The organism is Zoogloea sp., from assembly GCF_041911615.1.
GTDB lineage: Bacteria > Pseudomonadota > Gammaproteobacteria > Burkholderiales > Rhodocyclaceae > Zoogloea.
The window spans coordinates 68,038-93,284 of sequence record NZ_JAYROR010000066.1 but is presented as its reverse complement, the minus strand read 5'-3'; the positions used below and the strand labels follow the sequence as shown (position 1 = coordinate 93,284).

The 25,247-nt window shown below is 68.1% G+C and carries 17 protein-coding genes; 11 read left to right on the top strand and 6 right to left on the bottom strand.

The annotated features are described in order from the left end of the window. Positions 1–59: 59 nt before the first annotated feature. A complete protein-coding gene (purL, locus tag ACE3P2_RS07700) occupies positions 60–3,989 on the bottom strand; it encodes a phosphoribosylformylglycinamidine synthase (RefSeq protein ID WP_374262978.1) in 3,930 nt (1,309 codons plus the stop codon). A gap of 203 nt (positions 3,990–4,192) precedes the next feature. On the opposite strand from purL, the gene ACE3P2_RS07695 reads away from it, so the two are divergent. From ACE3P2_RS07695 to ACE3P2_RS07665, 7 genes are all read left to right on the top strand, one after another. Next, positions 4,193–5,638: a diguanylate cyclase domain-containing protein gene (locus ACE3P2_RS07695; RefSeq protein ID WP_374262976.1), complete on the top strand. Its 1,446-nt coding sequence runs from the start codon at positions 4,193–4,195 to the stop codon at positions 5,636–5,638. A gap of 65 nt (positions 5,639–5,703) precedes the next feature. Next, positions 5,704–6,510 carry a phosphatase PAP2 family protein gene (locus ACE3P2_RS07690; protein WP_374262973.1) on the top strand — a complete coding sequence of 269 codons (807 nt, stop codon included), beginning with the start codon at positions 5,704–5,706 and terminating at the stop codon, positions 6,508–6,510. A 19-nt stretch (positions 6,511–6,529) separates the two neighbouring features. Then, entirely contained in the window at positions 6,530–7,501 is a 972-nt protein-coding gene (locus ACE3P2_RS07685) for a lysylphosphatidylglycerol synthase transmembrane domain-containing protein (RefSeq protein WP_374262970.1), read from the top strand. A gap of 5 nt (positions 7,502–7,506) precedes the next feature. Then, complete coding sequence (locus ACE3P2_RS07680; RefSeq protein ID WP_374262968.1) at positions 7,507–8,562, top strand: glycosyltransferase family 2 protein; 1,056 nt, start codon at positions 7,507–7,509, stop codon at positions 8,560–8,562. Positions 8,563–8,577: 15 nt separating this feature from the next. Beyond that, positions 8,578–10,149, top strand: coding sequence for an ArnT family glycosyltransferase (locus ACE3P2_RS07675; RefSeq protein ID WP_374262965.1), 1,572 nt, complete (start codon positions 8,578–8,580; stop codon positions 10,147–10,149). Then, positions 10,146–11,603 carry an ArnT family glycosyltransferase gene (locus ACE3P2_RS07670; protein WP_374262962.1) on the top strand — a complete coding sequence of 486 codons (1,458 nt, stop codon included), beginning with the start codon at positions 10,146–10,148 and terminating at the stop codon, positions 11,601–11,603. Before ACE3P2_RS07675 ends, ACE3P2_RS07670 begins: the two co-directional genes overlap by 4 nt. A 101-nt stretch (positions 11,604–11,704) precedes the next feature. Next, positions 11,705–13,336 (top strand): mucoidy inhibitor MuiA family protein, encoded by a 1,632-nt coding sequence (locus ACE3P2_RS07665; protein WP_374262959.1) that lies wholly within the window; start codon positions 11,705–11,707, stop codon positions 13,334–13,336. Positions 13,337–13,339: 3 nt separating this feature from the next. Here the strand turns inward: ACE3P2_RS07665 and rmuC are convergent, their stop codons facing one another. The 3 genes from rmuC to ACE3P2_RS07650 form a co-directional block, all read right to left on the bottom strand. Next, complete coding sequence (rmuC, locus tag ACE3P2_RS07660; protein WP_374262956.1) at positions 13,340–14,770, bottom strand: DNA recombination protein RmuC; 1,431 nt, start codon at positions 14,768–14,770, stop codon at positions 13,340–13,342. Between the two features lie 26 nt (positions 14,771–14,796). Beyond that, positions 14,797–17,277: an ABC transporter permease gene (locus ACE3P2_RS07655; RefSeq protein WP_374262953.1), complete on the bottom strand. Its 2,481-nt coding sequence runs from the start codon at positions 17,275–17,277 to the stop codon at positions 14,797–14,799. A 78-nt stretch (positions 17,278–17,355) separates the two neighbouring features. Further along, positions 17,356–18,525, bottom strand: a complete 1,170-nt coding sequence (locus tag ACE3P2_RS07650) for a M20 aminoacylase family protein (RefSeq protein ID WP_374262950.1) — start codon at positions 18,523–18,525, stop codon at positions 17,356–17,358. A gap of 103 nt (positions 18,526–18,628) precedes the next feature. Here ACE3P2_RS07650 and ACE3P2_RS07645 point away from each other — a divergent pair, with 103 nt between their 5' ends. From ACE3P2_RS07645 to ACE3P2_RS07635, 3 genes are read left to right on the top strand one after another with little or no spacing between them, the layout of a single operon-like run. Then, positions 18,629–19,543 carry a histone deacetylase gene (locus ACE3P2_RS07645; RefSeq protein WP_374262948.1) on the top strand — a complete coding sequence of 305 codons (915 nt, stop codon included), beginning with the start codon at positions 18,629–18,631 and terminating at the stop codon, positions 19,541–19,543. Positions 19,544–19,586: 43 nt separating this feature from the next. Then, on the top strand, positions 19,587–20,429 hold the full coding sequence (locus ACE3P2_RS07640; protein WP_374262945.1) for an AAA family ATPase: 843 nt from the start codon (positions 19,587–19,589) through the stop codon (positions 20,427–20,429). A 25-nt stretch (positions 20,430–20,454) separates the two neighbouring features. Further along, on the top strand, positions 20,455–21,633 hold the full coding sequence (locus tag ACE3P2_RS07635; protein WP_374262942.1) for a VWA domain-containing protein: 1,179 nt from the start codon (positions 20,455–20,457) through the stop codon (positions 21,631–21,633). Positions 21,634–21,684: 51 nt separating this feature from the next. Here the strand turns inward: ACE3P2_RS07635 and ACE3P2_RS07630 are convergent, their stop codons facing one another. After that, positions 21,685–22,455: an MBL fold metallo-hydrolase gene (locus ACE3P2_RS07630; protein WP_374262940.1), complete on the bottom strand. Its 771-nt coding sequence runs from the start codon at positions 22,453–22,455 to the stop codon at positions 21,685–21,687. A 165-nt stretch (positions 22,456–22,620) separates the two neighbouring features. Here ACE3P2_RS07630 and ACE3P2_RS07625 point away from each other — a divergent pair, with 165 nt between their 5' ends. Further along, complete coding sequence (locus tag ACE3P2_RS07625; protein ID WP_374262938.1) at positions 22,621–23,172, top strand: hypothetical protein; 552 nt, start codon at positions 22,621–22,623, stop codon at positions 23,170–23,172. Positions 23,173–23,253: 81 nt separating this feature from the next. Here ACE3P2_RS07625 and htpG read toward each other — a convergent pair whose 3' ends face one another. Beyond that, a complete protein-coding gene (gene htpG, locus ACE3P2_RS07620; RefSeq protein WP_374262935.1) occupies positions 23,254–25,173 on the bottom strand; it encodes a molecular chaperone HtpG in 1,920 nt (639 codons plus the stop codon). Between the last annotated feature and the right edge of the window lie 74 nt (positions 25,174–25,247).

The window sequence follows — 25,247 nt, the reverse complement described above, 5'->3', positions numbered from 1 at the left end:
GCGCAGGCAAAAAAAGAGGAGGCCGCGGCCTCCTCTTCTCATTCACCGTGACGCCGGCCTCAACCGACCCACTTGCGCGCGTTGCGGAACATCCGCAGCCACGGCGAATCCTCGCCCAGATCGGCCGGGTGCCAGCTCATCTGCACGGTGCGGGCGGTGCGCTCGGGGTGCGGCATCATGATGGTGAAGCGGCCGTCCGGCGTAGTGAGACCGGTGATGCCATCCGGCGAACCGTTCGGGTTGAACGGATAGCGGGTGGCGATGGCGCCGGTGTTGTCCACGTAGCGCAGCGAAACCAGCGCGTTGTCCTTGTCGTCCACACCCTGGAACACCGCGCGGCCTTCGCCATGGGAAACGACGATGGGCATCCGGCTGCCGGCCATGCCGGCGAGCAGGATCGACGGGCTTTCCTGCACCTCGACCATCACGAAGCGAGCCTCGAACTGCTCGCTGCGGTTGCGCTGGAAGCGCGGCCAGCAGTCGGCGCCGGGGATGATCTCGGCAAGGTTCGACATCATCTGGCAGCCGTTGCAGACGCCCAGCGCGAAGGTGTCGGCGCGGTTGAAGAAGGCCTCGAACTGTTCGCGAAGCGCCCCGTTGAAGAGGATCGATTTGGCCCAGCCCTGCCCTGCCCCCAGCACGTCGCCATACGAGAAGCCGCCGCAGGCCGCGAGGCCCTTGAAGTCGGACAGATGGACGCGACCGGCCTGGAGGTCGGACATGTGCACGTCGAAGGGCGCGAAGCCGGCGCGCTCGAAGGCGGCGGCCATCTCGGCCTGGGAGTTCACGCCCTGCTCGCGCAGGATCGCGATCTTCGGGCGGGCGCCGGTGGCGATGAAGGGCGCGGCGATGTCCTCGGCCGGGTCGAAGCCGAGCTTGACCGACAGGCCGGGGTTGGCAACGTCGGCCAGGGCTTCGAATTCTTCCTTGGCGCACTCGGCGTCGTCGCGCAGGCGGGCGATCTGGTAGCTGGTGGCGGACCAGGTCTGCAGCAGCTCGGCGCGCGGCGCGCTGAACACCAGCTTGGCGTTGCGCCAGAAGCGCAGCTCGTCGCGATCGTTGGGCTCGCCGACGAAGTGATAGCTAAGGCCAGCGGCGCGCAGGGCTTCGGTGAAGCGGCTGCGGTCGTCGCGACGGATCTGGATCACCGCGCCGAGCTCTTCGGCGAACAGCGCCTTGAACAGCATGTCGTTGAAGCGGCCCTTGAGGGAATCCGGGCGCTTGTCGAGGCCATCCACGTCATTCATGAATTGATCGTAGGCGACGGTATCGAGCATCACCGACAGGCCGCACTTGGACGCGAAGGCCATCTCGCACAGGGTGGCGAAGAGGCCGCCGTCGGCGCGGTCGTGGTACGCGAGGATCAGGTCGTCCTTGCGCCACTGCTGGATGAGATCGAAGAAAGCCTTGAGCTGGGCGGCGTCCACGTCCGGCGCGTGCTCGGCGACGGAATTGTAGGCCTGGGCCAGCACCGAGCCGCCGAGGCGGTTGGCGTTGTTGCCAAGGTCGATGAGGAGCAGCTCGGTCTCGACGCCTTCCAGCAACTGCAGTTGCGGCGTGAGGGTGCGACGCACATCCTGAACCGGCGCAAACGCGGTGACGATCAGCGACAGCGGCGAGACGACCTGCTTGGCCTCGCCTTCGTCCTGCCAGGCGGTACGCATCGACAGGGAATCCTTGCCCACCGGGATCGCAATGCCGGCCTGCTGGCAGAACTGCGACACGGCCTCGACCGTCTTGTAGAGCTTGACGTCCTCGCCCCGATGGCCGGCGGCGGCCATCCAGTTGGCAGAGAGCTTCACATCGCCCAGCGAGCGGATGTCGGCGGCGGCGATGTTGGTGATGGACTCACCGATGGCCATGCGGCCGGAGGCCGGCGCATCCAGCGTGGCGACCGGGGTACGCTCGCCCATCGCGAAGGCTTCGCCCAGGTAGCCGTGGAAGCTCATGGTGGTGACGGCGACGTCGGCCACCGGCACCTGCCACGGGCCGACCATCTGGTCGCGGGCGGTCATGCCGCCCACCGAGCGGTCGCCGATGGTGATGAGGAAGTTCTTGCTGGCCACGGCCGGCATCGACAGCACGCGGCGACAGGCATCGTCGAGGGCGATGTCGGTGACGTCGAAGGGCGGCACGAAGACCTGGCGCGAGGACACATTGCGGGTCATCTTGGGCGGCTTGCCCAGCAGGACCTGCATCTCCATGTCGACGGGCTTGTTGTCGAAGTGGCGGTCGGAGACCACCAGATGGCCGTCGGCCGAAGCCGTGCCCACCACCGCGAACGGGCAGCGCTCGCGTTCGCAGATGGCCTGGAAGACCGACAGGCTCTCGGGGGCGATCGCCAGGACGTAGCGTTCCTGGGATTCGTTCGACCAGATCTCGCGCGGGCTCATGCCCGGCTCTTCGATGTGCACTTCGCGCAGTTCGAAGCGGGCGCCGAGCTCGGCGGAATCGGCGAGTTCGGGGAAGGCGTTGGAGAGTCCACCTGCGCCCACGTCGTGGATCGACAGGATGGGGTTGGCGTCACCCTTCTGCCAGCAGGCGTCGATGACTTCCTGGCAGCGACGCTGGATTTCGGGGTTGCCGCGCTGGACGGAGGCGAAGTCGAGGTCGGCGGTGTTGGTGCCGGTGGCCATCGACGAGGCGGCGCCGCCGCCCAGGCCGATCAGCATGCCCGGGCCGCCCAGCTGGATCAGCAGGGTGCCGGGGCCGAACTTGATCTTGAACGATTGCTGGTCCTGGATGCTGCCCAGACCGCCGGCGATCATGATCGGCTTGTGGTAGCCGCGCACTTCGTCCTGCACGCTCTGCTCGAAGGTGCGGAAGTAGCCGGTGAGGTTGGGACGGCCGAATTCGTTGTTGAACGCGGCGGCGCCCAGCGGGCCTTCGATCATGATGTCGAGGGCCGAGGCGATGCGCTCGGGCTTGCCGTAGTGCTGCTCCCAGGGCTGCTCGAAGCCGGGGATCTCGAGGTTCGACACCGAGAAGCCGGCGAGGCCCGCCTTGGGCTTGGAGCCGCGGCCGGTGGCACCTTCGTCGCGGATCTCGCCGCCGGAGCCGGTGGACGCGCCCGGGAAGGGCGAGATCGCCGTCGGGTGGTTGTGGGTCTCGACCTTGGCGAGGATGTGGGTGAGCTCGTTGCGGAACTGCCACGCGCCGTTCTCGTCCGGGTAGAGCTTGTCCACCGCCGCGCCTTCGATCACCGAGGCGTTGTCGGAATAGGCGACGACGGTGCCTTCCGGGTGGGCCTTGTGGGTCTCGCGGATCATCCCGAAGAGGGTCTTGTCCATCGGACGGCCGTCGATCACCCAGTCGGCGTTGAAGATCTTGTGGCGGCAGTGCTCGGAGTTCGCCTGGGCGAACATCATCAGCTCGACGTCGGTCGGGTTGCGACCCATCCGGGTGAAGTTGTCCACCAGGTAGTCGATCTCGTCTTCGGACAGGGCGAGGCCCAGCTCGCTGTTTGCGATCACCAGCGCATCACGGCCCTTGGCGACGATGTCGACGGTGGTGAGCGGCTGCGGCGCGTAGTGGTGGAACAGCGCATGGGCGGCGTCCGGGTTGTCGAGCACCGATTCGGTCATGCGGTCGTGGATCGCCGGCAGCACGGTGTCGCGGTCGCGGGCATCGAGGCCGCCGCGCAGCTCGAAGGAATACGCCGTGCCGCGCTCGATGCGGACGATCTTGTCGAAGCCGCACTGGTGGGCGATGTCGGTGGCTTTCGACGACCACGGCGAGATGGTGCCCAGGCGCGGCGTCACCATCAGCAGGCTACCGGCGGGCGCCTCGCCTTCCGGGTGAGCACCGAGCAGATCCACCAGCCGCGCCAGCTCGTCGGCCGAGAGCGGCGCGGTGATCTCCGCGAAATACCAGTGCTCGGCGGCCAGCCCCTTGAGGCGTGGCAGGACGGATTTGACCGAGTCGGTCAGCCGGGCAAGACGGGAACTGGAAACGGCGGGCGCACCGCGCAGCTTGAGGATTTCGGACATGGCAGGGATGGGCGCGAAGTTGAAACCGGCCCGGCCGCGGTTCAATCACCCGACAGCCGGACGCGAGGAAGACCGCGCATTATACCCGAGCCCCACACCGGCTCCGACCTCCCGTTTCGCGCTTGCGTCGAAAGAACGGGACGGTAACGCAGGAATAAAACTGTGACATAATTGGCGGTTGGGATTTTTTAACCATCGTCGCCATGACCACACGCGGAGCCTTCATCCTCTCGTCGCGCCTGTTCTGGAGCATCGTCGTGGCCTTCTGCGCGATCGAGACGGCATTGCTGGCGATGGCCTACGAGCGCAACACCGACCAGCGCGAACTGGCCGACCAGGTGGCGATGGTGCGCGAGATCACCACCGTCGTGTGGCGCCTCACCGCCAGCGCCGGCGTCGTGTCCGGCGCCGACTTTCCCGACAACCCCACCATCGGCGACCCCCAGCACGCCTGGCTCAGCGCGGCGCTGCAGGGCCTGCGCACCGGGGGCGAAATCCGCGGCCTGGACAACACCCTCACCCAGCTCGTCCCGATCGAAGCGGCCGACACGCGCCACGCCCTCACCGACGTGATCGTGCGCTGGAGCAGCTTCATGCGCCTGAACAGCAGCGCGCGCGGCTCAAGTGCGGCGTACGAAGAGCTGCGCGCCCTAGGCCCGGCGCTCGCCGCCTTGGGCGTGCATCTGGCCGAGAAACGCGACGCCGCGAGCCGCAGCGCGATGCAGCTGGTCGTGGTCGCCCTCGGGACGAGCGTCGTCGCCTTCGCGGTGGTCGGCACCCTGCTGATCCGCCAGACCCGCCGCCTCGAGCGCTCGGGCCAGCTGATGCGCTCGATGATGAACCAGATCGGCGCGGGGGTCTGCATCCTCGGCAGCACCGACAAGATCGCCGACGCCAATCGCGCCGCCTGCCGAATGCTCGGACGTCCCCGCCGCGACCTGCGCGGCAAGCGCATCGAGGACATCCTCCAGGAGAACGACGGCGTCTGGACGGGCGAGCGCCCCGACGGCATGCCCCTCGCGATCGAACGCATCCCCGGCACCATCGAAAGCGAGAAGGGCCCGCTACGCATCGTCACCCTGCTCGATGTCACCGCCCGCCACCTGACCAACGAGTGCCTGCAGCACTTGGCCAATCACGACCCGCTCACCGGCCTGCCGAACCGAGGCTTCCTCGAAGGCCATTTCAAGCGGGAACTCGCCCGCTGCAAGCAGCAAGGCCTCGTGCTCGGCGTCGCCGCCCTCGACCTCGACAGCTTCAAGCCGGTCAACGACACCTTCGGCCACGCCGTCGGAGACGAATTGCTGGTGCAGATCGCCCAGCGCTTCAGCTCGGCACTGCGCATCAGCGACCTGATCGCCCGCACCGGCGGCGACGAATTCGTCGGCGTGTTCCCGGACGTGGGCAACCGCGAAAGCCTCACTTTCCTCGGCGAACGCCTGCTCGGGGTGTTCAGCCATCCCTTCCAAGTGATGGGCCACACCATCATCCTCAACGGCAGCATCGGCCTTGCCATCGCCCCCGACGACGGCGAGGACCAGGACAGCCTGCTGCGTGCCGCCGATGCGGCGATGTACCGCGCCAAGCACATCGGCAAGCGCCGGATCTCCCTCGCCGCCGTCAGCGGCGGCCCCGGTCGCGCCGCCTGACCACGCCGGCTTCGATGCCGACGCGCAATCGGGTAAACTGCGCTGTTTTGTTGCGCCAGCCTGCCTTGCTCCCTCCCGTCACCGACTCCACCCCCACCGACGCCCCTCCGGCCCTCCCGCTCGGCTGGGCGCTGGTGCCCGCGCTGGTGCTCGCCGCACTGGCGGCCGGCGTGGCCCTGACCGGAACCAACCAGGCGCTGTTCGTCAGCCTCAACGGCGCCGCGCGGCGCATCCCGGCCGGCGTGTGGTCGATGCTCACCGTCACCGGTTCGGTAATCGGCGCCATCGCCCTGCTCGCCCCCACCCTCAAGACCCGTCCGCGCCTGCTCGCATCGGCATTTCTGGCCGCGCCGCTGGCCATCGTGTTCAGCGAGGGCGGCAAACGCTACTTCGACATCATGCGGCCCGCCGGCGTGCTCGAGGCCGACAGCTTCAACCTGATCGGCCAGAAGCTCTACGTCCACGCCTTCCCGTCCGGACACGCAGTCACCGTCTTCGTCGCCGCTGCTGCCGTTGCCCTGGCCTGGCCCAACCCGGCCACGCGAAAGCGCGCCGCCGTGGTCAGTCTCACCCTGGCGGGGCTGATCGCCTTTTCCCGCATCGCCGTCGGCGCCCACTGGCCCCTCGACGTGCTCACCGGCGCGGCCGGCGGCTGGAGCATCGGCGCCCTGGGCGCCTGGCTCACCGGCCGCAGCAGTTTCCTGCACGACCCGGCGGGTGTCCGCGTGATCGCAGCGATCGCGCTGGCCACCAGCCTCGCGATGCTCTTCATCGACCTGGGCCAGCCCGAGGTACGCCTCTACCGCATCGGCCTCGCCGCCTGGGGCATCGGCGGTGCCGCTGCCGCCCTCTCCAACGACCGGTCGGCCTGAACGCCGCGGAACGTCACCCATGACCCTCAAGCGCATCCTCGCCATCGCCGTGTCCGTCGGCCTGCTCGCCTGGCTGATGGCCGACGGCCGTTGGCGCGGCCTCGGCGAGCTGCTCGCCCGACTCGACGGGCTCACCCTGGGCCTCGCGGCGGGCGGTTTCGCGCTCTCCTACCTGCTGCGCGCACTGCGCATCTTCGACGAATTCCGACACCAGGCGGCGGGCCGCTTCGGCACCTGCCTGCGCATCACCCTGATCCACAACGCGATGATCAACGTCGTACCCTTCCGGGGTGGCGAAGCGGCCTTTCCGCTGCTGCTGCGCCAGCACTTCGGCGTGCCGCTGCCCCGCGCCATCGCCTCGCTGTTCTGGCTCCGCCTGCAGGACGCCTTCGTCGTGATGGCCCTGGCCGCCCTGGTGTGGCCGGGCCTGCATCCGGGCCTCAAGGCGCTGGCGGTGGCCGGCGTGATGGCGCTGGCCTGGTGGCTGCCGCGCTGGGCGCGCGCCCCCCACGCCTGGGCCGACGGCAGCGGCGTCACCGCCAAGCTCGCCAAGGTGCGCGACGCCTTCGCCGAGAGCACCCGCCACGCCCGCTTCGGCTGGGCCTGGACCCTCGCCAACTGGACGGTGAAACTCGCCGCCCAGGCCGGACTGCTCGCCGCACTGATTCCCGCCGCGCTCGACGTCGGTGCCGCCGGCGCCCTCGGCGCCGAGCTCGCGGCGATCCTGCCGGTGCAGGGGGTGGCCGGTTTCGGCACCTACGAGGCGGGTGCCGCCGCCGCCCTGCTGCCCAGCGGCGTGCCACTGCAGAGCGGCCTGCAGGTCGCCCTCGCGCTACATCTGTTCGTGATCGCCTGCGCGGTCACCGCCGGCGCCATCGCCTGGCTTTTCCCGGCCGCGAACGCGCGGCAAACGCCCACCCCGGGCGCGTCCGACTTACAATCCGCCTCGTCCGCCGCCGACGGGGCGTCCTCCCGACATCCAGCAGAATAATCGCCATGACCGACACCACCCAGCTCTCCCCGCTCCCGCCGGCCACGCCGGAAATCCCGGCCGATCTGCCGCCCCACCGCCTGTCGGTGGTGGTGCCGCTCTACAACGAGGAAGACAACGTGGACCCGCTCCTCGAGCGCATCCACCTGGCCCTCAACCCCTACCCGTATCCGTGGGAAGTGGTGATCGTCGACGACGGCTCGTCCGACAACACCGTGCCCAACCTCGAGAAGGCCGCCAAGCGCTTCGGCCCCCACGTGCGCATCGTCGCGCTGATGCGCAACTTCAAGCAGACCGCCGCCATGCAGGCCGGCCTCGACGCTGCCCGCGGCGACGTGATCGTCACGATGGACGGCGATCTCCAGAACGACCCGATCGACATCCCGCGCATGGTCGGCCGCCTGCTCCGCGAGGACCTCGACCTCGTCGCCGGCTGGCGCAAGAACCGCAAGGACGGGATGATCCTGCGCAAAATCCCGTCCAAGATCGCCAACCGCCTGATCGCCCGCATCACCGGCGTCAAGCTGCAGGACTACGGCTGCTCGCTCAAGGCCTTCCGCGCCACCGCGATCAAGAACGTCCGCCTGTACGGCGAGATGCACCGCTTCATCCCGGCGTGGCTGGCCACGGTCACCACACCGCGCAAGATCGCCCAGGAAGTCGTCACCCACCACGCGCGGATGTTCGGCGAATCCAAATACGGCATCTCCCGCACCTTCCGGGTCATCCTCGACCTGATCTTCGTCTACTTCTTCATGCGCTTCCGCACCCGCCCGGGCCACTTCTTCGGTGGCATCGGCCTGGGCCTGGGCGCGCTGGGCATGCTGATCCTCACCTACCTCACCGGCCTGAAGCTCTTCACCGGCGCCTCCATCGGCACCCGGCCGATGTTCTTCGGCGGCTTCTTCTTCGTCATCGCCGGCATCCAGATGGTCACCACCGGCGTACTGGCCGAGCTGCTCACCCGCGTCTATTTCGAATCCGGTCAGAGCCAGGCCTACGTCGCCCGCGACACCCCGGCCCTCGACGACGGCCAGGGCTGGCACGCCGGCAAGTCCTGACCCTCGCCGCCGCCCATGAACGGATACGCCTCCGCCCCCGGGCGGCTCGCGGGAACTCTCCTCGGCCGCCTGATCCTCGCCCTGCCCCTGGTCGCCTTCCTGCTGCGGCTGGGCGGCGCGCCGCTGTTCGACGTGGACGAAGGCGCCTTCTCCGAAGCCACCCGCGAGATGTTCGAACGGGGCGACTTCCTGTTCACCTACCTCAACGGCGCCCCACGCTTCGACAAGCCGATCTTCATCTACTGGCTGCAGGCGCTGGGCTACCTGGTCTTCGGCGGCACCGAGTGGGTCGAGTGGGCCTTCCGTCTGCCCTCGGCACTCGCCGCCATCGGCTGGAGCTACGCCACCTACTTCTTCGCCCGCAAGCGCCTGGGCGAGGACGCCGGCTTGCTGGCGCTCGCAGTGGCGAGCACCGCGCTGGGCCCCTTCGCCATCGGCCGTGCCGCCACCGCGGACGGCCTGCTCAACTGCCTGCTGGCGCTCACCCTGTTCGACGTCTGGCGCCACCTCGAATCCGACCGCCGCGCCCCGCTGCTGCGCGCCTTCGTGTGGATGGGGCTGGGCGCACTCACCAAGGGGCCGGTGGCACTGGTCGTGCCGGGCGCGGTGAGCCTGCTCTACTGCGCCAGCCGGGGCGAATGGACGCGCTGGCTACGGATGGTCTTCAATCCCCTCGGGCTGGCGATCCTCGTCGCAATCGTTGCGCCCTGGTACGCCTATGCGCTGCACCGCCACGGACAGGATTTCATCGACGGCTTCATCCTGCGCCACAACGTGCAGCGCTTCTCGGGCTCACTCGAAGGCCACGGGGGCAGCGCGTTCTATTACCTGCTGGCGGTGCCGCTGCTGCTGCTGCCCTGGAGCGGCCTGCTGATCGGTGCGCTGGCCCGCCTGCGCGCCAGCCTGGCCGATCCGCTGCAGCGCTTTCTCTGGATCTGGTTCGGCTTCGTGCTGGGCTTCTTCTCGTTGTCGGGCACCAAGCTGCCCCACTACGTGCTCTACGGCTGCACACCGCTGTTCATCCTGATCGGCCTGCAGGCCAGACAGATGCGCCGTGCCTGGCCCCACCTGCTGCTGCCCGGGCTGCTGTTCGTCCTCTTCCCGCTGCTGCCCAACCTGCTCGACGCCCTTGCCCGCAGCAAGCTCGGCGACGGCTTTTACCGGGCCCAGCTCGCCCGCGCCTTCGAGACCGCCGACACCTTCTACATCGCCACGACCATCGCCGGCCTGATCGTCTGGGCGCTGTTCGTGTTCTTCCCGCGGGTGCCGGCGCTGGCCAAACTGGTCGCCACCGGCGCCGTCCAGGTCGGCTTGCTGGCCGGGGTGGTCGTCCCGTACGCCGGCGGACTGGTCCAGGGACCGGTCAAGGCCGCCGGCCTCAAGGCTCGCGAGCTGGGCGGCGAAGTGCTGTTCTGGCGCTTTACCACCGCACCCAGCTTCAGCGTCTACCGCCAGGGCGTGACGCTCAAAGGCGATCCCCAGCCGGGTCAGATGGCGCTGACCCGCATCGACCGCCTGCCGGCCGACGCACCCGTCGACATCCTGTTCCGCCAAGGCGGCGTGGCCCTCGTGAGGGCCCGACCGTGAGCGCCGCGCGCAGCTACGCAGCGCCGCTCGCGCTGATCGTCGCCGTCCTCACCGCCTACCGCCTGTGGGTCATCGGCCACCTCGGGATCGACCTCTACGTGGACGAAGCCTACTACTGGGGCTGGTCGCGCGCGCTCGACTGGGGCTACTTTTCCAAACCCCCGGTGATCGCCGCCCTGATCGCCGCGAGCACCCGCCTGCTCGGCGACAGCATCATCGCGATCAAGTTGCCATCGCTGCTGCTTTACCCCGCCACCGCCTTCGCCCTGTACGCGCTGGGCGCGCGGATGTATTCGCCACGGGTCGGCTTCTGGGCCGGCTTCGCCTTCATGTCGATGCCGCTGGTGGCGGCGCTGGGACTGTTCGTCTCCACCGACGCCCCGCTGCTGCTGTGCTGGTCGCTGGCCCTGCTATACCTGCTGCGCGCCCTCGAACGGGACGGCTGGCGCGACTGGCTGGCCTGCGGCGCGCTCATCGGCATCGGCCTGATGTCCAAGTACACGATGGCGGCCTTCCTGCCCTCCGCGCTGCTGCTGATCGCCCTCGACCCCCGCCATCGTCGCTGGCTGGCACGGCCGCAGCCGTGGGTCGCACTGCTGCTGGCGGCGGCGATCCTGTCGCCCAACCTTTACTGGAACTGGGCCCACGATTTCCCGACCTTCCGCCACACCGCCGAGATCACCCGTGTCGGCGGTCATGGCGAGCGCGGCTGGCACCCGGGCCAGCTCGGCGAGTTCGTCGGCGCCCAGTGGCTGTCCTTCGGGCCGCTACTCGGCGTGCTGCTGGGCTGGGCGCTGCTCAAGGCCGTGAGCCTGTGGCGCACACCGGCCCACCGTACGCTGCTGATCTTCATCGTGCCGCTACTGCTGCTGGTCAGCCTCCAGGCCCTGACCGGCCGCGCCAACGGCAACTGGGCCGCGCCGATCTTCGTTGCCGCCTGTCTGCTGGTGCCGGCGGTATTCCTGGCGCAGTGGCCCCGGCTGGTCATGGCCGGGGTTGCGATCAACCTGATCGCCGCCCTGGGGGCCTACCATTGGCCCGACATTGCCCGTCTCGGCGGCATCGAGATGACCGCCAAGAAAGACCCGTACAAACGCGCCCGGGGCTGGATTCGCCTCGCCGACGGCGTCCAGCCGCTGCTCACCGCCCATCCCGGCGCAATCCTGGTGGCCGAGGACAGGGAGCTCATCGCCCATCTGGTGTATCGCCTGCACCCCACCGAATACGCCGCCTGGAACCCCGGCCGACCGCCCCGCGACCACTACGAGCTGGTCACCTCCCTGGCCGACAAGCGCGGACGCGACGTTCTTTACGTCGGCCGGCAGCCTGCGATTCCGGAGATCGCGGCGCGCTTCGCCGGGTCCGAATCCCTCGGCAAGGTCGTCGTGCCGATTCACGCGGATTTCCGGCGCGAGGTATACGTCTTCCTGCTGCGCGATTTCCAGGGTTACTGATCGCCGCTTTCACCGGCCGACATATCCCGTTGCGATCCAGCCCGGCGACACGCAAGGCCCGCTCCTATAATCGGCGGATCCTCCTTCTCGGACGACCGCCGATGACCACTCATCACCCGCGCGCGCCGGGCACCGCCCTCGCGCTGCTCGCCTGCCTTGCCAGTACGCCCGCCCTCGCCGTCAAGGCCGAGCCGCCGCCAGCGCCCGTTGCAACCTCAGCCCACCACGTCGCGCCGATCACCCAGGTCACCCTGTATCCCGACAGCGCGCTGGTCGAACGCAGCGCCCCCATCCGGGCCGGGAGCACCGAACTCGCAGTGCCGGGGCTCCCGGCCAACTTCGATCTCCAGACGCTCCAGATCGATGCCGACGCGGGTATCGAGATCGGCGACACGACACTGCGCGAGCGCACGCGCATCGCGCCCCTGACCGCCGAGGAAGCGCGTCTCGACCAGGCGATCCAGCAGCTCAGGGCACGACTCGCGGCCATCGACATCGACCGCAAGGCGGCCGAGCTGGAGCTCAAATACCTCGACAGTCTCGCCTCCCCGGGCGAGGCGGCCCGTCCCATCGGAAAGCTCGCGCCGAACCTGGCCGCCCTGCGCCAGGGCAGCGCCCAGGCCCAGCGCCGCATCCTCGAGGCCGACACCGAAAAAACCCGGCTCGAGCCACAACTGCAAGGTCTGATCCGCGACCTCGAACGGATCCAGCCCGCCGTCGGCGAGCTGCGCGATCTGGTGATCCGGCTTCGTGCGGCCCGCGACGGTCAGCTACGCATCCGCTACCAGCTCGCCGACGCAGGATGGCGCCCGACCTACCGCGCCGCGCTCGACACGGACGCCGCCCGCGTCGACCTGGAGCGCACCGCCCGGATCGCCCAGCGCAGTGGCGAAGACTGGAACCGGGTCTCGCTGCGGCTCACCACGGGGCAACCGCGCCGCCGCGTGAGCGGCGACGTGCCCGCGCCCTGGAACCTGCACTTGCGTCCCGAACTCCCGTCCGACGCCCGCCCCGTGGCCTACGCGCGAGCAGCCCCTGCGCCGATGGCAATGGCCAAAGCCGCCGCCGAGCCCAGCGCCCCACCGCCACTGTTCGAGGTGGCGGTGACGCAAGCGGAATTCAGCACCGAATACGCCATCTCCAACCCCGTCAGCCTGCCTGCGGACGGGCGCAGCCTGAGCGTCAGCCTCGAGCGCCAGCCGGTGCCGGTGAAGCTGCAGATCCAGGTCGCGCCCCGGCACGAAAAAGCGGCTTATCTGATGGCCCGCGGCGAACTGCCGGACGGCGTCTGGCCCGTCGGCGACGTGCAGCTCTATCGCAACGGCGCCTACATCGGCACCACCCGCTGGGACGCTGCCCGCGGCAGCCAGCTCGAACTGCCCTTCGGTCGCGACGAGCGGGTGCGCGTCACGACGCGTTCGGTAGCCGCCCAGAACGCCAGCAGTGGCTTTGTCGGGCAACTGGCCGAACGCCATCTCGCCGACGAATTCACGATCACCAACCTGCACAAGCAGCCGGTGGACCTGCTCGTCCTCGACGGTGCGCCGGTGGGGCGCGACGACAAGATCGAGGTGGTGGCCCGCCACACGCCGCCGGCGAGCACCGACAACTGGGATGGCCGCAGCGGCCTGGTGGCCTGGGCGCAGCGCCTGGGCCCCGGGGCAAGCCAGACGTTTTCGGCGGATTACCGGATCCGCTGGCCGAAAGAGCGTCAGATCCAGGGCCTGCCCTGAGCCTCAGCCACGCGGCGCGCCCGGCAACGCGGCGGGCGGCTCGTCCAGCCCGTCGAGCTGCGCCGCCTCGATGCGCTGGAAGTGGGCACTGATCTTGCGCGACGAGGTCTGCACCTCGGCCACATCCTCGCCAGCCTGGCGGATATGGGTGGCGAGCTTCTGCATCCGCTCGTCGAAACGGTTGAAGTCCTTGGCCAGCTTGCCCAGCGCATCCTTGATGACGTGGATCTGCTTGCGGGTCTCCACGTCCTTGAGCACCGCGCGGGCGGTGTTGAGCACGGCCATCAGCGTGGTCGGCGAGACGATCCAGACCCGGCGACTCATCGCGTAAGCCACCACCTCCGGGTGGTAGGCGTGGATCTCGGCGAACACCGCCTCGGCGGGCACGAACATCACCGCCCCGTCGGAGGTCACCTCGGGCTGGATGTACTTGCCGGCAATCGCGTCCACGTGCTTCTTCACGTCGCCACGGAAGGCGGCCTGGGCGGCCCGACGCTCGAGATCGCCGACCTCGCCGGCAAACATGCGGTGGTAGTTCTCGAGGGGGAACTTCGAATCGACCACCACCATGCCGGTCGGCTCGGGCAGGCGCAGCACGCAGTCGGCGCGGGTGCCGTTGGGCAGCGTGAACTGGAAATCGAAAGCCTCGGGCGGCAACGCATTGCGCACCAGGGCTTCGAGCTGGACCTCGCCGAAGGCGCCACGCGCCCGCTTGTCGCCGAGCAGCTCCTGCAGGCTGACCACGTTGGTGGTGAGATCGCCGATTTTTTTCTGGGCCTCGTCGATGGTCGCCAGGCGAGCCATGACGCTGGCGAAGGTTTCGTTGGTCTTGCGGAAGCCCTCGTCGAGGCGCTGATTGACGTGGCCGGTGATCGCCTCCAGGCGTTCGCCCACCGTGCGGTTCATCGCCTCGATGCTGCTGCCGAGCTGCTCGGATGCCGACTTAAGTCCGCTCTGCAGCAGCTCGCGGTCGGCCCGGGCGTGTTCGGCGAGGGTCTTGAGGGTTTCGGCGAGGAGTTCGGTACGCAGTTTTTCCTGGCCCACCGCGAAGGCGTTGGCCAGATCGGCAAGGCGCAGTACCGTTTCCTCCTTCTGGCTGCCGAGCTGCCCGACGAGGGCCAGGTGAAGCTGCTGCAGCGCCTGACGGGCAGCCGCCTGTTCGGCGTCCAGCCGGTCACGAAGGTTGTCCACCTCGCCGGCCACCAGATCGATGACCCGATCGCTGCCCGCCGTGGACGCGGCCTGAAGCTCCTTGACGAAGTGCAGCTGTTGTTCGGCCAGGCCTTCGTCGAGGCGGCGGGCAAGACGCCCCATCTGGACGAGCAGCCAGATGATCACCGCGATCACCGCGAACGCGGCGAACGGCACCAGGAACGACATGGCGGACGTAGGCGCGGGCACGACGGCCACGCTCTGGACGGCATCGGGATTCATCCCCGCAGTATACGTCAAACTGTAAATTAGTTCAGTGCGCGCAAGCTCGCGAGAGGGGGCCGGGCAAGCAGATGGCGCGTGCCGAGCCAGCCGGCCAGCATCACCAGCAGCGCACCGGCCAGCGCGCCCACCAGCACTGGCAGGACGCCGGGCGTATAAGGCAGCTTGAATACGAAGTGCGCCAGCGCCCAGCCGATGCCCGTTGCGCCCAGCCCCGCGAGCGCTCCCGAAACCAGCCCCAGGACGGCGAACTCGGCGAGCAGCGCGGCGCGCAGCTGGGCGTTGCGGGCGCCCAGCGTGCGCAGGATCGACAATTCCTTTTCCCGCTCGTCGTGGGTCGCCTGCAGCGCCCCGAACAGCACGACCAAGCCCGCCACCACGGCAAAGCCGAACACGAACTGCACCGCGCCGATGAGCTGATCGACCATGCCCTGGACCTGCGCGATGATGGCCGCCACGTCGATCACCGTGAAATTGGGAAACGCGGCGACCAGTCGGTTCGCCAGCGCCAGGTCGGCGGGCGGCAGGTAGAAGCTGGTGATGTAGCTGGCCGGGAAGTCGTCGATCATGCCCGGCGCGGCGATCACGAAGAAGTTCACCCGCATCGAATCCCAGTCGAGCTTGCGCAGGCTGGTGATGCGCGCCTCGCTGCGGGTGCCCGCGATCTCGAAGGTGAGGACGTCGCCCAGTGCCAGCCCCAGCGTCTGCGCCAGCCCCTGCTCCACCGAAAACGCGGGCGTCCGTGTGTCGCCATGCCAGCGCCCCGCGACCACGCTGTTACCGTCGGGCAGGCGGGCATCGAAGGAGAGGTTGAAATCCCGATCGACGAGGCGGCGGGCACGGTCGTCGGCGTAATCGTCCGGCCCCACGGGGCGGCTGTTCACCGCCACCAGCCGGCCGCGGATCATCGGCTGGAGGCGCGGCGCCGGCCGGCCCTCGGCGGCGAAGAAGGCGCGCAGCGGGTCCAGCTGATCGGGCTGGATGTTGATGACGAAGCGGTTCGGCGCATCGGCGGGTGTGGCCTGCTTCCAGTTGGACAGCAGATCGCCGCGCACCAGGGTGAGCAGCAGCAACGCCGTCAGACCCATGCCCAAGGCCAGCACCTGCACCAGACTCGCCACCGGGCGTCGACGCAGCCCCGCCAGGCCATAACGCCAGCCGCTGCTCGCCACCGCCCGCAGCCGCCCGAGCGCGCGCAGCACCAGCCACGCCACCACGCCGTACGCCGCGAAGGCCAGCGCGAAACCGCCCACCACCCACGCGCCGAGCAACACGTCGCGGGCGATGCCCACCAGCAGCGCCGCCAGCACCAGGGCGCCGGCAGCCCACGCCAGCCCCTCGCGGGCGGCGATGCCATCCCACTCGCGGCGCAGCACGCGCAAGGTCGGCACGCGGCCGAGGCGGATCAACGGCGGTAATGCAAACCCCAGCAGGAGCAGCAGCGCCACCGCCATGCCATGGGCCACCGGCCAGCCGCCCGGCGCGGGCAGCGGAAAACCGACCAGATCGCCGAGCAGCGCGCTCAGCACGAATTGCACCACGAAGCCGAGAACGCAGCCCGCCGCCCCGGCCACCAGCCCGAGCAGCAGGAATTCGCCGACGAACAGCCGCATGAGTTGCCCCTGGCTGGCACCGACGCAGCGCATCACCGCGCAGCCGTCCAGATGCCGCTCGACGAATCGCCGCGTCGCCAGCCCCACCGCGACGGCTGCCAGCACCACCGCCAGCATCGCCGCGAAACGCAGGAAGCGTTCGGTGCGGTCCAGCGTCGCGCGGACCTCGGGGCGCGCATTGTCCACGTTCTCGAGGCTCTCGCCGCGCTTCAGGCGGGGCTTGGCCCAGGCTTCGAAGCCGGCCACCTCGGACGGCTCGCCCGCCACGTGAAGGCGATAGAACACCCGGCTGCCCGGCTGCACCAGGCCGGTCGCCGGCAGATCGGCGGAATTCATGACGAGGCGCGGCAGCAGGCTGAAGAAGTTGGCGCCCCGATCCGACTCGAAGGTGAGCACCGCAGCCATGCGAAAGCGCAGCGCGCCCAGCCCGACCGTATCGCCCACACTCACCCCGAGCGCGCTGGCCAGGCGCTCGTCGAGCCACAACGCGCCGGGCGCCGGAATCCCCACCGCGGGCGCATCGGGCTGGTTGAGCCCCGGCGCGATGCGGATCGCCCCACGCAGCGGATGACCGTCCTCGACCACCTTGACGCCCGCCAGCTGCGCTGCCTCGCCGACGCTCGCCATGCTCGTGAAGGTGGCCGACACCACGCTGCGCAAACCGCGCCGCCGCGCTTCGTCCCGATAGACCGGGTCCAGGTCGTGATCGGACACCAGGACCAGATCGCCGCCCAGCAACTGGTTGGCCTCGCGGGTCAGCGCCTGGGCGACCCGGTCGGTGAAGAAACCCACGCTGGTCAGGCTGGCGACGGCGATCACCAGGGCAACCAGCAGCAGGCCGAGTTCGCCCGCGCGCAGATCGCGGCGGAGCATCCGGAGGGAAAGGGCAAACATGGGTTCGGTGGCAAATCAGGAACCCGGGTTGGAGCGGGCACCGCGGGAAAAGTGCCGCTCCATCGGCCGCGGCGGCGCTCAGGCGTCGGCCAGCCAGCGCTCCACGAGGCGCACCCAGTAGGCGACGCCGAAGGGGATCGCCTCATCGTTGAAATCGTAGTGCGGGTTGTGCAGCGTGCAGCCGCCCTCGCCCGGCCCGTTGCCGAGCCACACGTAGCAGCCGGGTTTCTCCTGCAGGAAGTAGGCGAAATCCTCGGCGCCCATGCTGGGCCGGGGATCGACGGACACCTGAGCGTCGCCGCATACCTCGGCGGCGACGCGGGCGCAGAAGTCGGCCTCGGGCACGGTGTTGATGGTCGGCGGGTAGCCGCGGCGATACTCGAAGTGCACGTTGGCCCCAAAGGCTGCGCCGACGCCGGCGCAGATGCGCTGCATCGCATCCTCGGTCTGGGCCCGCAGCTCGTTGCGGAAGGCCCGCACCGTGCCACCGATGCGCGCCAGGTCGGGAATCACGTTGTAGGCGTCGCCGGCGTGGAACTGGGTCAGCGACAACACCACCGAATCGGCTGGATCGGTGTTGCGGCTCACTACCGACTGCAGGGCCTGCACCAGCGCGGCGCCGGCCAGTACCGGGTCGATGCCCTGGTGGGGCATCGCCGCGTGGGCGCCATGGCCCTTGATTTCGATGTCGAAGCGGTCGGCGCAGGCCATCACCGGCCCGCGATGGACGGCGATCTGGCCCAGCGGGAGACCGGGCCAGTTGTGCATGCCGAACACCGCCTCCATCGGAAAGCGCTCGAACAGCCCGTCGGCGATCATCGCCGGCGCACCGCCCTCGCCCTCCTCGGCGGGCTGGAACAGGAAGTACACGGTACCGTCGAAATCCGGATGCCGGGCCAGGTGCGCCGCCGCACCCAGCAACATCGCGGTATGGCCGTCGTGGCCACAGGCGTGCATCCGGCCGGGGTGGCGCGAATGGTGGTTGAAATCGTTCTTTTCCTGGATCGGCAGCGCGTCCATGTCGGCGCGCAGGCCGATCGCGCGGCGGCTGGTCCCGGCGCGCAGCACGCCCACCACGCCGGTCTTGCCGATGCCCCGGTGGGTTTCGATGCCGAGCGCCTCGAGTCGCTCGGCGACCAGGGCCGCGGTACGATGCTCCTCGAAGGCCAGTTCGGGATGGGCGTGAAGGTCCCGGCGAATCGCCGTGGTGGCCGCGTTTTCCGCGCGCAGCGTGTCTAGCAGATGCATGATGCGTCCCCGATGGATCGAGCGTGGCGGCCAGACGGCCGCAATCGGGAAATAATAGCAGCCGCACGCCCACCCAGCCGAACCCCACGACGCAAAGCCACCGATGAAACTTTTCTACGCCGACCATTTCGTTCTGCCCCTGCCGGCGGGGCACCGCTTCCCGATGGAAAAATACGCCCGCCTGCGCGCGCGCCTGCTCGAGGCGGGACGCTTTGACGCCGACGATTTCCGGGTGCCCGACGCGGCCAGCGATACCGAGATCCTGCGCGCCCACGACGCGTCCTATCTGCAGCGGGTGGTCCGCGGCACGCTCGAAGCCGACGCACAGCGGCGGATCGGCTTCCCCTGGTCGGAAGCCATGGTCGAGCGCTCCCGACGCTCGGCCGGCGCGACGCTGGCCGCCTGCCGCACCGCACTCGCCGAAGGCTGCGCCGCCAACCTGGCGGGGGGCACCCACCATGCCTTCCGCGACCGGGGCGAAGGTTTCTGCGTCTTCAACGACGCGGCCATCGCCGCCCTGGCCATGCGCGCCGAAGGCCGCGTCGAGCGGGTCGCGATCATCGACTGCGACGTACACCAGGGCAACGGTACCGCGGCCATCCTCGCCAACCGGCCCGACTGTTTCACCTTCAGCATCCACGGCGCCCGCAACTACCCCTTCGAGAAGGAAACCAGCGACCTGGACGTCGAACTGCCCGACGGCACCGGCGACGACACCTACCTCACCGCACTGCAGGCGGCGCTCGGCACCGTTTTCGCCCGCGGCAAACCCGATCTGGTGATCTACCTCGCCGGCGCCGACCCTTTCGAGGACGACAGGCTGGGCCGACTCAAGCTCACCAAGGCCGGCCTCGCCGAGCGGGATGCGCTGGTCTTCGAGGCCATCCGCAAGCGCGGCCTGCCGGTCGCCGTCGCGATGGCCGGCGGCTACGCGCGCCAGATCGACGACACCGTCGCCATCCACGCCGCGACCATTGAAACCGCCCGGCGAATCTTCGCCCGGGCGCGGCCGCTATAATTGACGCAAACGTCAACGTCACTGCACCCAGAGAGGCCTCCCCATGCGTTTCGAAGGTTCCGAAAACTACGTCGCCACGCCCGACCTGATGCTCGCCGTCAATGCCGCCATCCGCTTACAGCGGCCGCTCCTCATCAAGGGCGAGCCGGGCACCGGCAAGACCATGCTGGCCGAGGAGGTGGCCGCCGCCCTGGGCATGCCGCTGCTGCAGTGGCACATCAAATCGACCACCAAGGCCCAGCAGGGCCTGTACGAGTACGACGCCGTCTCGCGTCTGCGCGACTCCCAGCTCGGCGACGACCGGGTGAAGGACATCGGCAACTACATCGTCAAGGGCACCCTCTGGCAGGCCTTCGAGGCCGATCGGCCGACCGTGGTGCTGATCGACGAAATCGACAAGGCCGACATCGAATTCCCCAACGATCTGCTGCGCGAGCTCGACCGGATGGAGTTCTACGTCTACGAGACCCGCGAGCTGGTCAAGGCCAGGCACCGCCCGATCGTCTTCATCACCTCCAACAACGAAAAGGAGCTGCCCGACGCCTTCCTGCGCCGCTGCTTCTTCCACTACATCAAGTTCCCCGACCGGGACACGATGCAGAAAATCGTCGACGTGCACTTCCCCGGCATCAAGAAAGCGCTGCTCAGCGAAGCGCTGGAAGTCTTCTTCGGCCTGCGCGACGTGCCGGGTCTCAAGAAGAAGCCGTCCACCTCCGAGCTCATCGACTGGCTCAAGCTGCTGGTCGCCGAGGACATCCCGCCCGAAGCGCTGCGCTCGGCCGACCGCAAGGCCATCGTCCCGCCGCTGCACGGCGCGCTGCTCAAGAACGAGCAGGACATGCACCTCTTCGAGCGCCTCGTCTTCATGGCCCAGCGCAACCGCTGAACGCCCGCCACGCCGGACCACCGCGATGCTCATCGACTTCTTCCTGCACCTCAAGAGCCGCCAGCTACCGGTCTCGACCAAGGAATTCCTGACCCTGCTCGAAGCGCTTCAGGCCGGCCTCGGCAACCACAGCATGGAGGACTTCTACTTCCTGGCGCGGGCCACGCTGGTCAAGGACGAAGCCCACTACGACCGTTTCGACCGGGCCTTCGGCGAATACTTCAAGGGCGTCGAATCCATCCCCGGGCTGGAAGTCGATCTGCCCGAGGAATGGCTCAAGGCGATGATGCAGAAGCACCTCAGCCCGGACGAGAAGGCCAGGCTCGAGGCACTCGGCTGGGACAAGCTGATGGAGGAGTTCAAGAAGCGCCTCGCCGAGCAGAAGGCCCGCCACCAGGGCGGCAGCAAGTGGGTCGGCACCGGCGGCACCTCGCCCTTCGGCAACAGCGGCTACAACCCGGAAGGCATCCGCGTGGGCGGCGAATCGGCCGGCAACCGCACCGCCGTCAAGGTGTGGGACCAGCGCGAATACCGCAACCTCGACGACACCGTCGAGCTGGGCACCCGCAACATCAAGGTCGCGCTGCGCCGCCTGCGCCGCTTCGCGCGCCTGGGCGCACCCGACGAACTCGACCTGGACGGCACCATCGCCGCCACCGCGCGCAATGCAGGCTACCTCGACCTGCTGATGCGCCCCGAGCGCCACAACGCCGTGAAGGTGCTGATCTTCTTCGACGTGGGCGGCTCGATGGATCCGCACGTCAAGGTCTGCGAGGAGCTGTTCTCGGCCTGCCGCGCCGAGTTCAAGCACCTTGAGTACTTCTACTTCCACAACTGCGTCTACGACCACGTCTGGCGCGACAGCATCCGCCGCCACACGGAGCGCACCCCGACCCTCGACGTGATCCACAAGTACGGGCCCGACTACAAGCTGATCTTCGTCGGCGACGCCACAATGAGCCCCTACGAAATCCTGCAGCCCAACGGTTCCATCGAGTACAGCAACACCGAGGCCGGCGCGGTGTGGCTGCGTCGCCTCGCCGACGCCTACCCGGCGCTGGCGTGGCTCAACCCGGAGCCGGAGCGGATGTGGGACTACCGGCAATCGATCGGCATCGTCCGCGAGCTCATCGCCGAGCGGATGTTTCCGCTCACCCTCGACGGCCTGACCCGCGCCATCGCCCAGTTGTCGCGCAAAAGCTGAGGCGGGCCGCAGCCCGCCTCGTCGGATGCCTCACGCGGCGCCCGCCGACGCTCACGGCACGCGGTAGAAATCCTGGGTCAGCAGATCGACGCCGCAGGGCAACTGCTCGATCCAGTCGAGAAAGCGATTCACCATCGCCTTGCCCTCGAAGCGGCAACCGTGCTGCGGCACGATCATCTCCACATCCATCTGGCGAACCATGTTCACCCAGAAGCGGCAGATCTTGTTGGAGATCATGTAGCGGCGGTGAAAACCGATCATCGTCGCGATGTGCTCGTCGAAGTTGGTCACCGGCTTCGCGGCCTCGGCGTGATCGACGAGGGACGCGCCCATGTCGCCCGAGAACAGAATCTTGGAAACCGGGTCGTAGAACTGGAAGTTGCCCTCGGAGTGCATGAAATGCGCCGGCACGGCCTTGATGATGTTCTGGCCGAGCACGATGTTCATGCCCTCGTCGGGGATTCCCACGATGCGGCTGGTGTAATCCTTGCCGGTGGTGAAGTGCGGCACGAAACGCGTCCACAGCCGCGAGATCATCACCTTGCAGTGGGTCGCCACCATCCACTTGTTGAGCGACGCGATGATGTCCGGGTCGGCGTGGGTGGCGAAGATGTAGTCCAGCCCGCGGGACGGGAAGAAGCGCTGCATCGACATCAGCAGGCCGGTGTAGGTCATGTTGCCGCCCGGATCGATCAGGGCGCCATGGTCGCCATCCACGATCAGGAACTGGTTGCACTGGACGGCATGATCCGTCTCCTCGTCCACCAGATCGTAAAAGGCCAGACAGGCGTGCTTGCCGTTGTTGAAAAGTTCGACAGCCATGGCTTCGGAATGCCCAGAATCGGTAGGACCGCCACTTTAACGGACCCTTCATCGCTCGAAAAGATAACGATGATTTACATTGACGATTATCAAACTATGCACTCGTCAGCCTTGCAGGTTTTGGGGTATGTTGCTCGTTTTGCCATGCAGCAAAGAGGCCCCGCCTTGAAGAAATCCGCCCTGCTCCTGTCGTGCGCGACGTGCGTCGCGCTGTTCGCGCCTCCGGCTGCCTTCGCCCTCGACACCTCGTCCGCGGGCAGCGGCCAGGGCCCGGCCGCGCGTGCCGGCAAGGTGGTGCCCTTTGGCGGCGCCTACTCCACCAGCCGCGACGGCAAGCGGGCCCAGGACATCAAGCCGCCCAGCGCCACGATCTGCGCCCTGCGCGAACAGACCCGCGGCATCGGCACCACCCGTCAGGACGCCTCGGGCAAGGTTCAGGTCTTCAACGACCCGTCTTCTCTGAGCCGTCGCCGGGGCGACATCTACGGGGGCTGCAACACCGGCCCCGGCGCGGTCATGGCGCCGCGCACCGGGGGCGGCCGCCCCACAACCGCCTACACCCGGGGCAACACCCTCAAGGCGGCCTCCGATGGCTACGTCAACCGCTCGGCCACCAGCTCGATGATGCCCAAGAAGGCGCCGTCGATGTACGACCCGGTCACCGGCACCCTCAGGCCCCGCAAGCGGCCCAACGCCTACCAGATCTACCAGGAATGAAAAACGGGGGAGCGCACCGGCCGGTGCCCTCCCCCGCGCGGACTGCCGGCGAGGGCGTGAGCCCCCTGCCGCGCGTCAGGCTCAGTTGGCGTTCATCGCCAGCATCAGCTGGTTGATGCGCTTCACGAAGCTTGCCGGATCGTCCAGCGTGCCGCCTTCGGCCAGCAGCGCCTGATCGAACAGCACCGCCGCCCAGTCGTCGAACTGGGTGTCCGCGTACTTGAGGCGCAGCACCACCGGGTGCGACGGGTTGATCTCCAGGATCGGCTTCGACAACGGCATGGTCTGGCCCGCGGCCTTCATCAGGCGCGCCAGATTCATGCCCATGTCGTGCTCATCGGCCACCAGGCAGGCGGGCGAATCGGTCAGGCGATGGGTGACGCGGACTTCCTTCACCTTGTCGCCGAGGCTGCCCTTCATCTTGTCGAGCAAGTCCTTCAGCTCGCCGGTTTCCTTCTCGACTGCCGCCTTCTCGGCTTCGTCCTCGAGCTTGCCGAGGTCGAGGCCGCCCTTGGCCACGGACGCGAGTTGCTTACCGTCGAACTCGGTCAGGTTGCCGACCACCCACTCATCCACGCGATCGGACAGCAGCAGCACCTCGATGCCCTTCTTGCGGAAAATCTCGAGGTGCGGGCTGTTCTTGGCTGCGTTGAAGCTGTCGGCGGTGACATAGTAGATCTTGTCCTGGCCTTCCTTCATGCGGCCGATGTAGTCGGCCAGCGAGACGGTTTCCTCGGCGGTGTCGGCGTGGGTGGACGCAAAACGCAGCAGGCCGGCAATCTTCTCCTTGTTGGAAAAATCCTCCCCGACGCCTTCCTTCAGCACCTTGCCGAACTCCTTCCAGAAGGTCGCGTACTTCTCCTTCTGGTTCTCGGCGAGGTCTTCGAGCAGGCCCAGCACCTTCTTCGTGCAACCCGCGCGAAGGGTGTCGATGTCCTTCGATTCCTGCAGGATCTCGCGCGAGACGTTGAGCGGCAGATCGTTGGAATCGACCACCCCGCGCACGAAACGCAGGTACAGCGGCATCAGCTTCTCGGCGTCGTCCATGATGAACACCCGACGCACGTAGAGCTTCACGCCGTGGCGGGCGTTGCGGTCCCACAGGTCGAAGGGCGCGTGGGCCGGCACGTAGAGCAGCTGGGTGTACTCGTGGCGGCCTTCCACCTTCGAGTGGGTCCAGGCGAGCGGCGCCTCGTAGTCGTGGCCGACATGCTTGTAGAACTCGGTGTATTCCTCGTCGGTGATGTCCGCCTTGCCGCGCGCCCACAGGGCGTTGGCCTTGTTGACGGTTTCGTCTTCGTCGGTGACGACCTGCTCCTTCTTCTCCTCGTCCCAGCTCTCCTTCTTCATCACCACCGGCTGGAGGATGTGGTCGGAATACTTCTGGATGATCGACTTCAGTTTCCAGGTGGACAGCAGGTCGTCTTGGTCTTCGCGGAGGTGCAGGGTGATCTCGGTGCCGCGGCCGGCCTTCTCGATGGGCTCGACGGTGTATTCGCCGGCGGTGTCGCCGGTCATCGCGCATTCCCACTGCACGCCGTCGCCGGCGGCGAGGCCCGCGCGGCGGGTGCGCACCGTCACCTTGTCGGCGACGATGAAGGCCGAATAGAAACCGACGCCGAACTGGCCGATCAGGTGCGCGTCCTTCTTCTGGTCGCCGGTCAGCTTGCCGAAGAACTCCTTGGTGCCCGACTTGGCGATGGTGCCGAGGTTGGTCACCACTTCGTCGCGATTCATGCCGATGCCGTTGTCGGAAATCGTGATCGTCCGGGCCGCCTTGTCGTACGCGACGCGGATCTTCAGCTCGGCGTCGTCCTCGAACAGGCCGCCGTTCTCGAGCGCCTCGAAACGCAGCTTGTCACAGGCGTCGGAAGCGTTGGAAATCAGCTCCCGCAGGAAAATCTCGCGGTTGGAGTACAGCGAGTGAATCATGAGATGCAGCAGCTGCTTCACCTCGGCCTGGAAATTCAAGGTTTGCGCGGACGTTTGCTCGACAGTCATAAAGCTTGCTCCAAAGGGACCGTTAACGCTCCCCATATGGGTGCAGCCGTCCGGCTTTCAAGTCCCCGTTTCCC

What these genes read in the sequence shown, in the direction of transcription:
- ACE3P2_RS07640 (WP_374262945.1), top strand. Translation starts at nt 19,587, where the DNA reads ATGCGTTTCGAAGGTTCCGAAAACTACGTCGCCACGCCCGACCTGATG.
- ACE3P2_RS07685 (WP_374262970.1), top strand. Translation starts at nt 6,530, where the DNA reads ATGACCCTCAAGCGCATCCTCGCCATCGCCGTGTCCGTCGGCCTGCTC.
- ACE3P2_RS07650 (WP_374262950.1), bottom strand. Translation starts at nt 18,525, where the DNA reads ATGCATCTGCTAGACACGCTGCGCGCGGAAAACGCGGCCACCACGGCG.
- ACE3P2_RS07645 (WP_374262948.1), top strand. Translation starts at nt 18,629, where the DNA reads ATGAAACTTTTCTACGCCGACCATTTCGTTCTGCCCCTGCCGGCGGGG.
- ACE3P2_RS07630 (WP_374262940.1), bottom strand. Translation starts at nt 22,455, where the DNA reads ATGGCTGTCGAACTTTTCAACAACGGCAAGCACGCCTGTCTGGCCTTT.
- ACE3P2_RS07655 (WP_374262953.1), bottom strand. Translation starts at nt 17,277, where the DNA reads ATGTTTGCCCTTTCCCTCCGGATGCTCCGCCGCGATCTGCGCGCGGGC.
- htpG (WP_374262935.1), bottom strand. Translation starts at nt 25,173, where the DNA reads ATGACTGTCGAGCAAACGTCCGCGCAAACCTTGAATTTCCAGGCCGAG.
- ACE3P2_RS07665 (WP_374262959.1), top strand. Translation starts at nt 11,705, where the DNA reads ATGACCACTCATCACCCGCGCGCGCCGGGCACCGCCCTCGCGCTGCTC.
- ACE3P2_RS07695 (WP_374262976.1), top strand. Translation starts at nt 4,193, where the DNA reads ATGACCACACGCGGAGCCTTCATCCTCTCGTCGCGCCTGTTCTGGAGC.
- purL (WP_374262978.1), bottom strand. Translation starts at nt 3,989, where the DNA reads ATGTCCGAAATCCTCAAGCTGCGCGGTGCGCCCGCCGTTTCCAGTTCC.
- ACE3P2_RS07675 (WP_374262965.1), top strand. Translation starts at nt 8,578, where the DNA reads ATGAACGGATACGCCTCCGCCCCCGGGCGGCTCGCGGGAACTCTCCTC.
- ACE3P2_RS07680 (WP_374262968.1), top strand. Translation starts at nt 7,507, where the DNA reads ATGACCGACACCACCCAGCTCTCCCCGCTCCCGCCGGCCACGCCGGAA.
- ACE3P2_RS07635 (WP_374262942.1), top strand. Translation starts at nt 20,455, where the DNA reads ATGCTCATCGACTTCTTCCTGCACCTCAAGAGCCGCCAGCTACCGGTC.
- rmuC (WP_374262956.1), bottom strand. Translation starts at nt 14,770, where the DNA reads ATGAATCCCGATGCCGTCCAGAGCGTGGCCGTCGTGCCCGCGCCTACG.